This is a genomic window from Methylophilus aquaticus, from assembly GCF_030769565.1.
In the GTDB taxonomy this organism is placed as follows: domain Bacteria; phylum Pseudomonadota; class Gammaproteobacteria; order Burkholderiales; family Methylophilaceae; genus Methylophilus; species Methylophilus aquaticus.
Genome location: NZ_JAVCAP010000026.1, coordinates 68,345 through 84,625 on the forward strand (window position 1 = coordinate 68,345; position 16,281 = coordinate 84,625).

At 50.2% G+C, this 16,281-nt stretch carries 14 protein-coding genes; 4 read left to right on the forward strand and 10 right to left on the reverse strand.

Going from position 1 to position 16,281, the window contains the following annotated elements; all coding sequences use genetic code 11:
* Nucleotides 1–7: 7 nt before the first annotated feature.
* The 9 genes from Q9291_RS12005 to Q9291_RS12045 form a co-directional block, all read right to left on the reverse strand.
* Entirely contained in the window at nucleotides 8–1,255 is a 1,248-nt protein-coding gene (locus tag Q9291_RS12005; RefSeq protein WP_306390307.1) for a TolC family protein, read from the reverse strand.
* A 96-nt stretch (nucleotides 1,256–1,351) separates the two neighbouring features.
* Nucleotides 1,352–1,687, reverse strand: coding sequence for a hypothetical protein (locus Q9291_RS12010; RefSeq protein ID WP_306390308.1), 336 nt, complete (start codon nucleotides 1,685–1,687; stop codon nucleotides 1,352–1,354).
* A 208-nt stretch (nucleotides 1,688–1,895) separates the two neighbouring features.
* The gene (clpA, locus tag Q9291_RS12015) at nucleotides 1,896–4,151 is read right to left on the reverse strand and encodes an ATP-dependent Clp protease ATP-binding subunit ClpA (RefSeq protein WP_306390309.1); all 2,256 of its coding nucleotides are present in this window, start codon (nucleotides 4,149–4,151) and stop codon (nucleotides 1,896–1,898) included.
* A 292-nt stretch (nucleotides 4,152–4,443) separates the two neighbouring features.
* On the reverse strand, nucleotides 4,444–4,755 hold the full coding sequence (clpS, locus tag Q9291_RS12020; protein WP_306390310.1) for an ATP-dependent Clp protease adapter ClpS: 312 nt from the start codon (nucleotides 4,753–4,755) through the stop codon (nucleotides 4,444–4,446).
* Nucleotides 4,756–4,832: 77 nt separating this feature from the next.
* Nucleotides 4,833–6,104, reverse strand: coding sequence for an HlyC/CorC family transporter (locus Q9291_RS12025; RefSeq protein WP_306390312.1), 1,272 nt, complete (start codon nucleotides 6,102–6,104; stop codon nucleotides 4,833–4,835).
* Nucleotides 6,105–6,177: 73 nt separating this feature from the next.
* On the reverse strand, nucleotides 6,178–7,122 hold the full coding sequence (secF, locus tag Q9291_RS12030) for a protein translocase subunit SecF (protein WP_306390313.1): 945 nt from the start codon (nucleotides 7,120–7,122) through the stop codon (nucleotides 6,178–6,180).
* Nucleotides 7,123–7,151: 29 nt separating this feature from the next.
* Complete coding sequence (gene secD / locus Q9291_RS12035) at nucleotides 7,152–8,981, reverse strand: protein translocase subunit SecD (RefSeq protein WP_306390315.1); 1,830 nt, start codon at nucleotides 8,979–8,981, stop codon at nucleotides 7,152–7,154.
* A gap of 42 nt (nucleotides 8,982–9,023) precedes the next feature.
* Nucleotides 9,024–9,338 carry a preprotein translocase subunit YajC gene (gene yajC / locus Q9291_RS12040; RefSeq protein ID WP_306390316.1) on the reverse strand — a complete coding sequence of 105 codons (315 nt, stop codon included), beginning with the start codon at nucleotides 9,336–9,338 and terminating at the stop codon, nucleotides 9,024–9,026.
* Nucleotides 9,339–9,691: 353 nt separating this feature from the next.
* A complete protein-coding gene (locus Q9291_RS12045) occupies nucleotides 9,692–10,906 on the reverse strand; it encodes a tRNA guanosine(34) transglycosylase Tgt (protein WP_306390317.1) in 1,215 nt (404 codons plus the stop codon).
* A 182-nt stretch (nucleotides 10,907–11,088) separates the two neighbouring features.
* On the opposite strand from Q9291_RS12045, the gene pssA reads away from it, so the two are divergent.
* From pssA to Q9291_RS12065, 4 genes are all read left to right on the forward strand, one after another.
* On the forward strand, nucleotides 11,089–11,877 hold the full coding sequence (gene pssA / locus Q9291_RS12050; protein ID WP_306390326.1) for a CDP-diacylglycerol--serine O-phosphatidyltransferase: 789 nt from the start codon (nucleotides 11,089–11,091) through the stop codon (nucleotides 11,875–11,877).
* Between the two features lie 147 nt (nucleotides 11,878–12,024).
* On the forward strand, nucleotides 12,025–13,557 hold the full coding sequence (locus tag Q9291_RS12055) for a 2-isopropylmalate synthase (protein ID WP_306390318.1): 1,533 nt from the start codon (nucleotides 12,025–12,027) through the stop codon (nucleotides 13,555–13,557).
* Between the two features lie 95 nt (nucleotides 13,558–13,652).
* Nucleotides 13,653–14,546, forward strand: a complete 894-nt coding sequence (yedA, locus tag Q9291_RS12060) for a drug/metabolite exporter YedA (RefSeq protein WP_306390319.1) — start codon at nucleotides 13,653–13,655, stop codon at nucleotides 14,544–14,546.
* 25 nt (nucleotides 14,547–14,571) lie between these two features.
* Nucleotides 14,572–15,243 carry a histidinol-phosphatase gene (locus Q9291_RS12065; RefSeq protein ID WP_306390321.1) on the forward strand — a complete coding sequence of 224 codons (672 nt, stop codon included), beginning with the start codon at nucleotides 14,572–14,574 and terminating at the stop codon, nucleotides 15,241–15,243.
* Nucleotides 15,244–15,298: 55 nt separating this feature from the next.
* On the opposite strand, the gene Q9291_RS12070 is transcribed toward Q9291_RS12065, so the two are convergent.
* Nucleotides 15,299–16,123 (reverse strand): cytochrome C assembly family protein, encoded by an 825-nt coding sequence (locus Q9291_RS12070; RefSeq protein WP_306390322.1) that lies wholly within the window; start codon nucleotides 16,121–16,123, stop codon nucleotides 15,299–15,301.
* Nucleotides 16,124–16,281 lie beyond the last annotated feature (158 nt).

Below are 16,281 nucleotides of genomic sequence, written 5' to 3' on the forward strand. Positions count from 1 at the left end.
CATCCCCTTATGGTTGAACCAAATCTGAACCGATGAAACGTTCGATTTGCAATACGCTGAAAAAATAATCGAATTTGGCAATCAGATAATCACGTCTGACATCACGATTGACGCGTTGTGCATCCAGATATTCCAGGATGCCGCGTTCTCCGAATTTGTAAGCGGCCTCTGCACGGCTGAGCGTGGCTTCCGACTGTTGCAACAAGCCATTTTCAAACACTTTGACCTGATTGCTGGCAATCACCGTGCGTTGATATGCACTGTCAATTTCTTTACGCAGCACCAGCTTTTGCGTCTTGATTTGCGCTTCAGCTTCGTCAATGCCAGCCACTGCTTGCGCAATTTGACCGTCACGTCTGTTCCAAATTGGCAGAGGCAGAACAACCCCAAGCCTGAAAGTGTTTAAATCAGGATCTTGTGTAAAGTCCGATTTTAACGTCAGCCCAGGAAAGCGCAGTGCCTGTTCAAGCTTGAGCTTCGCCTCTGCCCCATCTTTCGCTGTCATCAACTGTTGCAGGTAAGGGTTGTTTTCAGCCTCTTCACGCAAAGTTACAACATTAGGCAAGGGAGTCAGGGTTGGCAAATCGGGTTTGATCTCAAAACTGTCTGGCATATTGCCAACGACTCCGTGCAGGATGGCTTTCGCTTCTTCAATCCGCGTTTGCGCACTAGCGTAATCGCGCTCTGCCGTCAGTAGTTCGGTATCTGCCTTGATCAGCTCATATCTTGCCGCTTCCCCAATGTCTACTTTGCGTTTGATTTTGTTCTGGATTTGTCTGAGAATTTCAAGGTTGGCGCGATACATCTCAAGAATTTGCTGGTGTAACAGCACATTCAGGTAAGCTTGTTTAATTTGATTGCGCAAGTCGAAGCGCGTCGTATGTATGCCCTTTTCTGCATAGGTCAGTTGTTGTTCAGCAAGCAAACGGCGAGAGGTTCTTGTTTCAGGAAAGTCCAGTGTTTGCGAAATGGTGACGCCGATGTTTTGTTTGGTGCTCACCGGCGGGTTGCGATAGCGAGCCGGCCCCATCATGATTTCCAGATCCGGATTGTAATAAGACCTGGCTACCGTAATGCCGGCCGCAGCCGCAGCCGTTTGTGCCTGGCTTACTTCAACCAGTGGATTTTCAGCAACGGCTTGATCCAATAGTGACTTTAAATCAAATGTATTCGGCTCTGATAAGGCCATTGATGGCAAGCTGCAATACATAAACAGTAGCCAATGCGCTTTTAGCCAGCGGGAGGTACTCAACATAATCATCCTTCTTTTTGGTAGCGGATTAAGCGCAACCATTACAACCAATGTGAAATGCCCAAACGCTGGCGAAGCCAGAACTTGGGACGAAAGATGTTAAATGCTTTGTGGTGGGCGATCTAGCAAGAAGGAAAGCTGATACAGGTAATCCGATATTGGGAATTCAGGTTTGAGATGCGTGGAGTGGGGGAGTGGGTAATTGAATGCAGGACAAATGATTTTGTCTACATCGACTTCTGCAATTTCAAGCATATCGACACAGCAACTGGCATCGCCAAAATCGGCTGACAATGCGTCATCCACGGCATTAGACAGTGTGACTGCGATGGCGCCGGTTTGCAGCAGTGTCGTGGTCACTGCGGGTTCGGCAGCAGATGACTGCAGTGCAAACAGAAAACACAGTAAATGAATGAAATAAATTAATTTTTGCATGTACCAAATCAGATCCGGCAAGTATTGCTTTATTAAGCAACTACCATACCAGGTATGGGGCTACGTGTAACATTTTGATTTTAAACATATATTGTGTATTTTAACATATGCTTGGCGTTTCAAAGTGCCTAGTTTGCACCATATTTATGCAAATGTATACGATGACGTGCTTCTAGATGTCATCGTATACGCTAAAGTTCCAATTGGCTTACACTGAAATAGCTTCTTCTTTAAAAATGAGTTGAATCTGTTCCTTGGCGTCCAGGTCAATATGCACCTGACCGCCATCACTCAGGCGACCAAACAGCAATTCGTCCGCCAGTGCTTTGCGAATCGTATCCTGAATCAAACGTGCCATTGGGCGTGCCCCCATCAATGGGTCAAAGCCTTTTCTGCCCAAATAAGCCTTCAGTTCATCACTAAAGGTGACGTCGACTTTTTTCTCATGTAACTGGTCTTCCAGCTGCATGAGGAATTTATCCACCACACGCAAAATGACTTCCTGGTTCAACGCACCGAAAGAAACCGTCGCATCCAGCCGGTTGCGGAACTCCGGGCTGAAGAAGCGTTTCAGGTCGGCAGCTTCATCCGAACTGTCCTTACTATTAGTAAAGCCTATGCTGGACTTGGACATGTTTTCTGCACCGGCATTGGTGGTCATGATGATCGTCACGTTGCGGAAATCCGCTTTGCGACCATTGTTGTCGGTCAGTGTGCCATGGTCCATCACTTGCAACAGGATGTTGAAAATATCCGGATGGGCTTTTTCAATTTCATCCAGTAGCAGCACGCAGTACGGCTGTTTGGTGACTGCTTCAGTCAGCAGGCCACCCTGATCAAAGCCGACATAGCCCGGAGGCGCACCAATCAGGCGCGACACGGCATGGCGTTCCATATACTCTGACATATCAAAGCGCAGCAACTCAATGCCCAAGATGTAGGCTAGCTGTTTGGCCACTTCAGTTTTGCCGACACCGGTCGGTCCTGCAAACAGGAAGCTGCCAATCGGTTTGTCACCTGAACCTAAGCCACTGCGCGCCATTTTGACGGCAGAAGCGAGTACTTCAATCGCTTTATCCTGCCCGAACACAACAGCTTTTAAATCCCGCTCAAGCGTTTTCAGTGCATTACGATCATCACTGGAAATGTTCTTGGGCGGAATGCGAGCAATCTTGGCAATGATTTCTTCAATCTCTTTGTTGCCAATTATTTTTTTCTGTTTGCTCTTGGGCAAGATACGCTGCGCAGCGCCGGCTTCATCAATCACGTCAATGGCTTTATCTGGCAAATGACGGTCATTGATGTATTTTGCCGAAAGCTCTGCAGCTACTGTGAGCGCACTGGCGCTGTATTTCACACTGTGATGTTCTTCAAATTTGGCTTTCAGGCCTTTCAGAATTTCGATGGTTTCAGCCACGCTAGGCTCTTGCACATCGATTTTCTGGAAGCGGCGTGACAGGGCGTGATCCTTCTCAAAAATACCACGGTATTCCTGATAGGTAGTTGCGCCTATGCATTTGAGGGAGCCGTTGGAAAGTGCAGGCTTGAGCAGATTGCTGGCATCCAGCGTACCGCCGCTGGCTGAGCCAGCGCCTATCAGGGTATGAATCTCGTCAATAAACAAGACTGCGTCCGGCTTTTCAGCCAGTTGCTTCATGACGGCTTTCAGTCGTTGTTCAAAGTCACCACGGTATTTGGTTCCTGCCAGCAGTGCTCCCATATCTAGCGAATACACGGTTGCATTTTCCAGCACTTCGGGGATCTCTTTACTCACAATCCGTGAAGCCAGGCCTTCAGCGATCGCAGTTTTACCTACGCCAGCTTCACCTACCAGCAATGGATTGTTTTTACGCCGACGGCATAATGTTTGGATAACGCGTTCGAGTTCCAGTCCACGGCCAATCAGTGGGTCAATTTTTCCGGCGATGACTTGTGCATTCAAGTTCAGTGTGAAATTTTCCAGTGCACCTGTGGTGACACTTTCACCTTCTATTTCCTGTTCCGGATTGCCCGACTTGGGTTCGTTTTCCTGGATTTTTGCAACGCCATGCGAAATGAAATTCACCACATCCAGGCGTGTCACGCCTTGTTGATGCAGGAAAAATACAGCATGCGAATCTTTTTCGCCATAAATGGCAACCAGCACATTGGCACCAGTGACTTCTTTTTTGCCGGAAGACTGTACATGCAGCATGGCGCGTTGAATCACACGTTGAAACCCGAGTGTCGGTTGCGTGTCCACTTCCTCGGTCCCTGCGACTGTCGGGGTATGTTCTTCAATGTACTGCGTCAGCTCATTACGCAGTGTGTCGAATTTTGCACCGCATGCTCGCAATACATCTGCGGCAGTGGGGTTATCCAGCATAGCTAGTAACAGATGCTCAACCGTAATCAATTCGTGACGCTTTTGTCTCGCGTCCATAAATGCCATATGCAGGCTAACTTCAAGTTCTTGAGCAATCATGATGACTTTCCTTAATGCGCTACACTACAAAAAACTATCTTTTCCACCCGTTTGCATTGCCTGAGATGTTGCCATGCTTGTTTATTGTTATCGTATTATTTTCCAAAAAATTCAATCCCGCATTTAATTTAATAAAACGGGCATGTTGTCAGCGCTAGAAGATTGCTTTCACATTAGCACTTGCAGACGATTCATGGATAGAGTCAACCCATGCTAACACGTATTACCTAGTTTGAACCTCAGGAATATGCCCATATTCCATCGATATTTACAAGATACTTTTTATACCCGTTTAAGCAGGTTCAATCATGCACTGTAGCGGATGCTGCGCCTCGCGCGCAGACTCAAGTACCAGATGCATTTTTGTCTCCGCAATATCTTGCGGATATACGCCACATACTCCCATGCCCTCAGTATGTACTTTGAGCATAATTTGCGTTGCTTGTTCACGGCTTTTGTTAAAAAAACGCTCAATCACTGCGACGACAAATTCCATCGGGGTGTAATCGTCATTCAACAAGAGTACCTTGAACAGCTCCGGTGGCTTGGGTTTTGCTGTCAGCGATTTTATAGCCAAATCGCTATCATGCTTGGGTTGCGCCATAGTGTTTACATACCTGTGTTAAGGCTTATTTTGCGCCTTGTATAAAAAAATTCAAGAGGCAATGCGGAAGAAATTAATTACAGAAAAATTTTCACGCGTTTAACGATGCGGTCTTGTGATTGCAGGATTTCCAGCCGATGCTGCCCAATCTTAAAACTGGTGTTTGGCTCGGGAATATCTTCAAAGTGCTCCAGTATCAACCCGTTTAATGTACGTGGACCATCGGTTGGCAGTGACAGTTTCAATTTTCGGTTCAAGTCGCGTAGCATGCTGCTGCCGTCCACCAGCCAGCCGCCATCTTCATCCTGATGAAAACTGCCGACGCGGCTGGGCGATTGTGTGGTGAACTCACCAATCACCTCCTCCAGAATGTCCTCCAGTGTGAGCAATCCTTTAAATTCGCCGTACTCGTCCACCACCAGCGCGATACGTTCCTGATGTTTCTGGAATTGCTGCAACTGTGTATATAGGGGCGTGCCAGAGGGAATGTAATAAGGTGGGGCAATCACTTCTTCCAGCATAGACTTGTCTGGCACTTGGCCCGCCTGAAATGCGCGCAGGAAAGGCAGCACCTTACGCACATGCACAATGCCTATGATGTCTTCCTGATCACCGCGGCGGACAGGAAGCCGCGAATGATGACTGACAGACAGTTTTTCCATGATGCTTTCGACCGGCAGGTCAAAATCAATGAATTCGACCTGGGTATGTGCGGTCATGACATCATCGACAATAATGTCTTCGAGGTCGAGCAGGTTGAGAAGTATTTTGCGGTTCTGGGTTGGCAGGTATTGGCCAGCATCACTGACGATGCTGCGCAGTTCTTCGGCAGTCACTGCCTGGGCTTGTTCGGTAAAGTTGACACGTATGCCCAGTAGTTTCACAAATCCGCGCACAAACAGGTTCACAAACGAAACGACCGGATTGAAAATCCACAGCAACGGATACAGTAAATAGCTACTGGCAAACCCCAAGGTTTCGGCATGGGCCGCGGCAATCACCTTGGGTGATATTTCGCTGAACACCAAAATGGCAAAAGTGATCGCCAGCGAACCAAACATCAGCACGTAATCACCCTCGCCAAACAGGCGCTCTGAAATAACCACTTCCAGTGTGGAGGAAGTCACAATGCACAGCGTATTGCCTAGCAGAATCACTCCCAATGTTTTGTCCGTTTGCGAAATCAGCTTGCTGGCCAAGCGTGCACCGCGATGTCCGGCTTTGGCCAGATGCCGCATGCGGTAGCGGTTAAGCGACATCAAGCTGGTTTCAGCAATAGAAAAAAAGGCTGTGAATGACAGCAGTAATATGAGCAAGCCAATCTGGCCGCCTAAAGGAATATTGTCCAAGGGGGGTGGGGGTGAAAAGAATAAGCCACTAGTGTAACCACTAGTGGCTAAAAATCAAGCACTTGTCGCGACCTTAAGGGGCGATGGCGGCTTCGTCTTCCTTGGATTTTTTCTCAGTGTCACCAATAAGATTGGCACGGCTGACACCCAGCCACATGGCAATCGGGCAGGCGACCAGCACGGATGAGTAAATACCAAATAAAATGCCAATGGTCAGCGCCAGTGAGAAATTATGCAGGGTTTCACCGCCAAAGAACAACATGGAGCAGACCATGGTTTGCGTCATCATATGGGTAATGATGGTACGTGACATGGTGCGTGTAATCGCATTGTCGATCACTTGCACGGCACTGGCTTTGCGCATTTTTTTGAAGTTTTCACGCACGCGGTCAAAGACCACCACAGACTCGTTCACCGAATAGCCCAGCACCGCTAAAATCGCCGCGAGTACTGTCAGGTTGAATTCCCACTGGAAAAATGCAAAAAAGCCCAGAATGATAATGACATCGTGCATGTTGGCAATGATGGCTGCCACGGCAAAACGCCATTCAAAACGCAAGGCCAGATAGGCCATGATGCCAGCACATACCAGCAACAATGCCAGGCCGCCGTTTTCATACAGCTCTTCACCCACTTGTGAGCCTACAGATTCAACACGACGGACTTCGGCACCCGCGTCTGCAGACTTCAGGGCATGGGAGATTTTTTCTGACAGTTGTGCAATCGACAGCTCTTTTTTAACCGGTAAGCGAATCAGCACATCCTGGCTGGAGCCAAAATTCTGCACGGTCACATCTTTTATACCTTCGGCGTCAATGACCTTGCGGATGTTTTCAATATTGGCCGTTGTCGGATAGTGCACTTCCATTACCGTGCCACCCGTAAAGTCCACCCCATAGTTCAGGCCGCGGCCGAACAGGAAGAAAATCGCCAATATAAAGGTGACCAGCGAAATTGAGGTGGTCAGACGCCCGTAACTCATGAACGGGATATCTTTTTTAATTCTGAATAATTCCATAGTCTGTTCTCTTTAATCTGTTCGCTGACTTAACCGATACGTAAATGTTCGATCTTGCGGCGGTAGCCGTACAAGAGGTTCACGATTGCCCGCGACACCAGCACTGCACTAAACATTGAGGTCATAATGCCCAGCACGTGCACCACGGCAAAGCCTTTAATCGGGCCAGTGCCGAACATGAATAATGCGAGGCCTGCAATCAGCGTGGTGACATTCGAGTCAAGAATGGTATCAAATGCACGGTCGTAACCGGCGTGGATGCTGGCTTGCGGCGTATTGCCGTTGCGCAACTCTTCACGAATACGCTCATTAATGAGCACATTGGCATCAATCGCCATGCCCAGTGCCAGCGCAATCGCAGCCAGGCCAGGCAAGGTCAGTGTGGCTTGCAGCATGGAAAGCACCGCGACCAGCAATAACAGGTTCACGCCCAGTGCCATGACAGAAACGCTACCGAATACCAGATAGTAAATCACCATCATCACGGCAATCGCGGCAAAGCCCCACAGTGTAGAGTGCACGCCACGCTTGATGTTTTCTTCGCCCATGCTGGGGCCGACAGTCCGCTCTTCGATGATTTCCATCGGTGCTGCCAGCGCGCCCGCGCGTAACAGCAATGAAATATCGGTGGCTTCCTGTGCATTGGCCATGCCGGAAATCTGTACACGACCGCCGCCGATTTCTTCATTAATCACCGGCGCAGTCACCACTTCGGTACTGCTTTTTTCAATCAGCAGAATGGCCATACGCTTGCCAACATTCTCACGCGTGACGTTTTTGAAAATGCCTGCGCCACGGCCATCCAGCGTGACGTTGACCACTGAAGCGCCGTTTTGCCCATTGATGCCGGGGCCGGCATCGGTGATACGGTCACCGGTCAGCACCACATTTTTCTTAACCAGTACCGGACGGCCATCGCGGTCAAAATACATTTCGTCGCCAAAAGGCACTTGGCCATTTTGTGCTTTTTGCAAGGTCGCCATGTCAGACTTCTCTTCGTCTACCATGCGGATTTCAAGGGTGGCGGTTCGGCCAAGAATTTCTTTGGCCTTGGCCGTATCCTGTACGCCAGGCAATTGCACCACAATACGATCCACGCCCTGTTGTTGCACGATAGGTTCGGCAACACCCAGTTCGTTAATCCGGTTATGCAGGGTTTGCAGGTTTTGCTTGAGCGCAAAATCCTGAATACGTTTCTGCGACATGGCGCCCATGCTGGCAGTCAGATTGATTTCTTTATCGCTACCACCAATTTTATAGGTCAGGTCCGAGAAGTCTTTGGCCAGCAGGTTGCGTGCCTTGGTCGCTTCAGTCTCGGATTCAAACTTCACCACCACTTGCTGACCTTGACGCTCAATCCCGTAATAATTAATTTTTTCCTTGCGCAGGCTGGTGCGGAAATCCCCCAACGTACTCTCGGCCGCTTTGTCGAGTGCCGCTTTCATATCCACTTGCAACAGAAAGTGCACGCCGCCACGCAGGTCCAGTCCCAGATACATCGGCTTGGCCCCGATGCTCTGCAGCCAGACCGGGGTTTGCGGCAGCAGGTTCAGCGCTACCGTGTAATCCTTACCGAGGCTGGCAACCAGTTTGTCTTTGGCTTGCAACTGGGTGTCGGTATTGGCAAAACGCGCCTTCACGCCGCTGGCATCCATATACAGGCCATCAAACTGAATATTGGCAAGCTTCAAAGTGTCTTCCACTTTTTGCAGCAGAGATTGATCTACCTTGAGTGAGGTTTTGGCCGGGCTGATCTGTACTGCCGGGGATTCACCGAAGAAGTTTGGAATGGTATACAGCAAGCCAATCACAATCACGGCGCCGATCAGCACGTATTTCCATAAGGGGTAACGGTTCATATGAAGCTCTTGTATCGAGAGTGAAGACCGGAGTCTTTCACGTTAAATGGATTTAAGGGTGCCTGGAGGCAACAATGTCTGCACCGTATGCTTTTGCACATTGACCACCGTACTGGCGGCAATTTCAATGCTGACAAAGTTTTCGCTCACTTTGGTCACTTTGCCGACGATACCCCCTGTGGTGGCCACTTCATCGCCTGCTTTTAAGGCTTCCAGCATCAGTTTATGCTGTTTTGCCTGCTTCATCTGCGGGCGAATCAGCATGAAATAAAACAATACAAAAATCACAATCATAGGCAAAAAGCCCATGACGTCGTTGACTGTGCCGCTGGCGGCGTAGGCGTTGCTGATCAACATATTCAAATCCTTGTGCAGACTAAAAAATAACACGGGATTCTAACACAGGCGGCCAAAGAACAAACAGGGTTTGGGTTTTGATGGATTGTCGGGGTTGAATTCAGGCGAAGGGGCGGTGTGAATGTGTTTTTAGCATATGGGGTTAATGTGTGAGCGGGAGGCGAGGTTGGGAGGTGGTTTGAAGGTGGCTGTTGGGTGCGGAGCTATTCATCAATGAAGTTGCTTTTCGCCTAAAGGCGAAATGAAACGCCACACTCCAGCAAACCACCCAAGACCAAAAAAACGTATCCAAGTAAACCTCACTAGAGGCAAAAAACCAACGTTATGGCTTTTAGCGCTAGCTGATACAAGCACTATCTTTGTTCTGCACGTTTCCTGGCAAACGCTGCCTTAAACTCCGCAAACTTGCCTTGTTCAATGGCGGCCCGCATGCCTTGCATCAACACCTGGTAATAATGCAGGTTATGAATCGTGTTTAAACGCGAACCCAGAATTTCACCGATGCGATGTAAATGGTGCAGATAACTGCGCGTAAAGTGCTGGCATGTGTAGCATGTGCAGTCCGCATCCAGTGGTCTGGTATCGTTTTTATAGCTGGCATTTTTGATTTTGACATCGCCATACTGGGTAAACAGCCAGCCGTTACGCGCATTGCGTGTCGGCATCACGCAGTCAAACATGTCAATGCCATGGCTGACGGCATCCACCAGGTCTTCGGGTGTGCCTACGCCCATCAGATAGCGTGGTTTGTCCTGCGGCATTTGTGGCGCGGTATGGGCCAAAATGCGCAGCATGTCTTCTTTGGGCTCACCGACCGACAGGCCGCCAATCGCGTAGCCGTCGAAGTCAAGTTGTTTAAGGGCGCTTAATGACTGGTCCCTGAGGTCTTCATACATGCCGCCCTGAATGATGCCAAACAATGCATTGGTTTGATTGCCCGGAGACGAAAGCGTGTTATCGGGCGGCGATGCAGCCATGACTTTCCTGATTTCGTCTTCGTTGCCCTGCATGGCCATCGTGTCTGACATGGTCTGTGTCTGGTAAACATCAAAGGCGTCACGGCTGCGTTTTGCCCAACGCAAGCTGAGTTCCATCGATTTTTGCGCTTCGATATGGGTAGCCGGGTAGGGCGTGCATTCGTCAAAAATCATGACAATGTCACTGTTGAGCACGCGTTGGATGCGCATGGATTCTTCCGGCGTTAAAAAGCAGGTGTCGCCATTGATCGGGTTCTTGAATTTAACGCCGGCTTCACTGATTTTACGCATGGGCCCTAGGCTAAACACCTGAAAGCCGCCTGAATCGGTCAGAATCGGCTTGTCCCAGCCCATAAACTTGTGCAGGCCTTCGTGGGCGGCAACCACTTCGAGTCCAGGGCGCAACCATAAATGAAAAGTATTACCCAGCACGATATGCGCCTGGATCTCTTCGAGCTCTTGCGGTGACATGGCCTTGACCGTGCCATAGGTGCCAACTGGCATAAAGGCTGGTGTTTGTACCTCGCCGTGGGGCAGGTGGACAGTACCGCGGCGGGCCTGGCCATCGGTCTTGTGGAGTGAAAATTGCATGAAAACCTGAACAAAAAAAAATAATAATCACGCATTTTAACACAGGCCACCTGTGCTGCCTGACCCCCTCTGTTTAAGCGGTCTGAGACTAGATTATCGTAGTTCTTTTAGCCGTACGTGCTTGCAATTTTTATGATTGCCCGCAACAATGCATGTATTCCGCATTACTTGAAGCTTCTTCCATGGTCGAACCCAAAAACCGCCCTTCCCGCCGTGATGATACGCAAACCACTTTGCGTCAGCGCGGAATCTATCTGTTACCCAATTTGTTTACGTCGGCTTCGCTATTTGGTGGTTTTTACGCCATTGTGCAAGCGATGAATCTGCATTTTGAGCAGGCGGCCATTGCCATATTTATTGCCATGGTAATGGATGGGCTGGATGGCCGTGTGGCGCGCATGACCAATACACAAAGTGCCTTTGGTGCCGAGTATGACAGTCTGGCTGACATGGTGTCGTTTGGCGTGGCGCCCGCCCTGATCATGTATGTATGGGCCTTGCAGCCGATGAACAAGCTGGGCTGGATTGCCGCCTTTATTTATTGCGCCTGTGCGGCCCTGCGGTTGGCGCGTTTTAACACCAAGCTGGATGACCCGTTTCAGGACAAGCGATTCTTTCAGGGCTTGCCCAGTCCGGCCGCGGCAGCATTGATTGCCGGATTTGTCTGGGTGTCTTATGAATACAATGTCGATGGCCGTGAAATTTTCTTTGGCGCCTTGCAAATGAAGTGGATTGCCTGGTGCATCACCGTATTCGCGGCGGGTTCCATGGTATCTGATTTGAAGTTTTACAGTGGCAAAGACATTAACTTGCGGCATTCGGTGCCATTTGTGGCAATTCTGGCCGTGGTGCTGGCGTTTGTGCTGATCTCTTACAGCCCGCCGGAAGTGTTATTCAGTGTGGTGTTTGTCTATGCCCTCTCCGGGTACTATCTGTGGGCGCGAGACAGAATGGCACAAAAAACTGCTTGATCACTTTGAAGGTGTTCACAAAACGCGCTGTTGATCAGCGCGTTTTTTGTTGAAACTTATGAGGGTGGCTGTCATCGGCTGTGTGCTTGCTGGTGGTCAAGCGTGTGACAAGCGGGTAAAATTCAACGCGTTATATTAGGAATCTCCATGGACCAGATTATTATTTTTGATACCACATTGCGTGACGGTGAACAAAGTCCGGGCGCGGCAATGACCAAAGAAGAAAAAATGCGGATTGCGCGTCAGCTCGAAAAGCTCGGCGTGGATGTGATTGAAGCGGGTTTTGCCGCCGCCAGCCCAGGTGATTTTGAGGCGATCTCCGAGATTGCCAAAGTGATCAAAAATTCTACGGTCTGCTCATTGGCCCGCGCCAGTGAAAACGATGTGCGCCGTGCAGGCGAGGCGATTCAGCATGCCGCCAAAGGCCGTATCCACACCTTTATTGCCACCAGCAAAATCCATATGGAAAACAAGCTGCGCATGACCGAAGACCAGGTGGTAGAGCGTGCAGTGCAAGCGGTGAAATGGGCGCTGGAATACACGAATGATGTCGAGTTCTCAGCAGAAGACGCCGTGCGTTCCGAGATTGATTTTCTGGTGCGCGTATTTGAAGCCGTGATTGATGCCGGTGCGAAGACGATCAACGTGCCCGATACCGTGGGCTACAGTATCCCGGCGGTATGGGGTGAGCGCATGGCTGCCTTGATTAAACGCGTGAAAAATTCCGACAAAGTGGTGTGGTCTACCCACTGCCACAATGACCTCGGTATGGCCGTGGCCAACTCGCTGGCGGCCGTGATGAACGGTGCGCGTCAGGTGGAATGTACGATCAATGGCCTGGGTGAGCGTGCAGGTAATGCCAGCCTCGAAGAAATCGTGATGGCTATTAAAACCCGCAGTGATATTTTTAATCTCACCACGCGTATTGATACCACACAAATTGTCCCTTCCTCCAAGCTGGTATCGACCATCACGGGTTACCCGGTGCAGCCCAACAAGGCGATTGTTGGCGCGAATGCGTTTGCGCATGAATCTGGCATCCACCAGGATGGTGTGCTCAAGCACCGCGAAACCTATGAGATCATGCGCGCTGAAGATGTGGGCTGGGGGGCGAACAAGCTGACACTGGGCAAACTGTCCGGGCGCAATGCTTTCCGTACCCGCCTGAAAGAATTGGGCATCGAACTGGAAAGTGAAGATGCCCTGAATGCTGCATTTGCGCGCTTTAAAGAGTTGGCAGATAAGAAATCTGAAATCTTTGATGAAGACTTGCATGCATTGGTGAGTGATGAAGTGATGCAGGATGCCAGCGAAATGTTCAAGCTGGCTTATTTGCAAGTGGCTTCGCAAACCGGCGAAATTCCGCATGCCATTTTGACATTGAATGTCGATGGTACAGAAAAACGCACCGAAGCCACGGGGGGCGGTCCGGTAGACGCCACCTTTAAAGCCATTGAAAATGTGGTGAACAGCGAGTGCGAGTTGCTGCTCTATTCGGTAAACAATATCACCAGTGGCACCGATGCGCAGGGCGAAGTGACCGTGCGGCTGGCCAAGGGTGGGCGTATTGTCAATGGTCAGGGTGCCGATACCGATATCGTGGTGGCTTCGGCCAAAGCCTATTTGAATGGCTTGAACAAGCTGTTTGCCAAAGCTGAAAAACTGAACCCTCAGGTGTAATCGCTGCCTGAGTAAGCGCTTGCTGCGACTTCTGCCAGCAAGCGTTTTATGTTTGTAAGGATACGGGTAGTCAATGAAGGTCTGGGGAAGTCGCCATGGCGCATAAAAATCACTGGTTGTGGGTAACCATTGCGCTGGCCTGTACCTACCTGATATGGGGGTCTACCTATCTCGCCATCAAATACGCCATTGAAAGTTTTCCACCCTTTGTGATGGTCGGCGTGCGCTTCACCATTGCCGGTTCGTTGCTTTACATGGTTTTGCGCAGCATGGGGCATGCCGCGCCAACCCCGATGCAATGGCGGGGTGCCGCTTTGGTTGGTTTGTTATTGCCCGTCTTAGGGAATGGCACCGTTACACATGTGCAGTTACATGTTTCTTCCAGCGTGGCAGCCCTGGCGATTGCCACGGCGCCTATCTGGATGGCTATTTTTTCCAGTCTGTGGGGCCACAAAATCAGCCGTCGCGAGTGGCTGGGTATTGCCATTGGCCTGGTAGGCATTTTGCTGTTGAATACCCGTGGCAGCCTGCAAGGGGATTGGCAGGGCGCTGTGTTGCTGATGTTTGCCGCTGCCTCGTGGTCACTGGGGTCTGTGTGGAGCAAACATATGGACTTGCCGCAAGGCCTGATGGGGGCCGCCAGCCAGATGCTCTGTGGTGGTCTGATTGCATTTGCGTTCAGTGTGGCCTTTGGCGAGCAGTGGCCTGAACAGGTCACACCACGTTCATGGGCGGCGATAGTCTTTCTGATTGTGCTGGGGTCTATCGTGGCGTTTTCTGCTTACCACTGGCTGCTGCACAATGTGCGGCCGCTGGTGGCCAGCAGCAATACTTTTGTCAATCCGCTGGTGGCCTTTGTGGTGGGCGTGTGGTTTGCCAATGAGCAGATTCATGCCATGGAATATATTGCGCTGGCAGTCATTTTGGTCGGCGTGTTTCTGGTACTGACGGCAAGCAAAGACGCAGTCCCGGAAGAGCCGATTGTTTAATTAAAAGTGATAGAAACGAAAACTGATGACGCAGAATTTAGCTTTATTTGATTTGGATAACACCCTGCTGGCAGGGGACAGTGATTACAACTGGAGTATTTTTCTGATAAGTGAAGGTCTGCTCGATGGGGAGACACACAAAGCCCGAAACGAGCAGTTTTACGAAGATTATAAAAATGGCAATCTGGATATTTATGCGTTTCTCAAGTTCCAGCTCCAGCCATTGTCGCAGCATCCCAAAGCGTTTTTAGACGCGTTGCACAAAAAATACATGGAAACAGTCATCCAGCCGATGATGACAGAAAAAGCGCAGGCATTGGTCAATCAGCACAAGGCCAATGGTGATTTGTGCATGGTGATTACCGCCACCAACAGTTTTGTCACCAAGCCGATTGCCACGGCTTATGGCATTGAGCATTTAATCGGCACTGACCCGGAAATGGTTGATGGGCAGTTCACCGGCGGTGTCAGTGGTACCCCGAGTTTTCAGCAGGGCAAGGTCACGCGCTTGAACGCGTGGCTGGCCGCGCAAGGCAAAGCCCTGGCGGATTTTGAAACGAGTTACTTTTACAGTGACTCGCACAATGATTTGCCTTTAATGAAGCTGGTGACCAACCCGGTGGCGGTAGATGCTGATCCAACCCTGACAGCCTATGCTCAGGCGCATGGCTGGCCGCTGATCAGTTTGCGTGCTTAAGTCGGGCAGCGTACTTAAGCAGCCCCTTACGCACCCTTCGGGGTGCGTCTGTCGTTTAGCGATGCAAAATCACTTGCAGCACAAAGCGGCTGCCAACATAGGCCAGCAGTAGCAATACAAATCCCACCAGTGTCCAGCGCGTGGCCGTCTTACCCCGCCAGCCGTACTTAAAGCGGCCAAACAGCAGCCAGGCATAAATAAACCACGAGGCGATTGAAAACACGGTTTTATGGTTGAACTGCAGCGGTTTGCCAAAAATCTCTTCGCTAAACAGCATGCCGCTCAGCAGGGTGATGGTCAGCAATACAAAGCCGATGCGCAACACTTTAAACAGCAACGCATCCAGCACCATCAGTGGAGGGAACCCCGGCAGGGCCAGCCAGCTGTTTTTCTGATGCAAGGCACGTTCGGCCATGCGCATCAGGCAGGCGTGCAGTGCGGCAAAGGTAAACAGGCTGTAGGCCACCATGGCAATTAAAATGTGCAGGCTAAACAGGTTAAAGCCACTGGTTTCTACATAGTAGTCTTCCACCGCAAACGCCGGCATCAATACACACAATGCCGCAGGCGGCAATACAAACGCCTGCAGGCTGTGCAAGGCATGTTTGCGGTCGGCAATCCAGTAAATCAATACCGTCAGCCATAAAATGGCCGACAACGCGTAATACACGCCCAAGTTAAGCCCGCCAATGGCAAACACATCGCGATACAGTAACCAGCCATGCAGCACAATGCCCAGCGCAATCATCGCGCTATGCAGTTGAAAAGGGAGCGCCGCATCGTTGAGCGCTTTGTTTTGTTTGGCTACACGCCAGTAATCCAGTGCCACCGCCATGTATATAAAGGCAACGACCAGGTAAGGAATCAGGTGATGAATCATGCTTGGTATTATGGCAAAACTGGCTGCGTTCGCCTAGTGAAACAGAGGTGGCCCCGTTTAGTTGGACAGAATCTTTGAAGTTTTAAGTGAAATATCTTGCGATTCTGTTTAAGCTGCCTTGGGTGTTGCGGGCAGGTGTTTAAAGTAAAACTCATCCG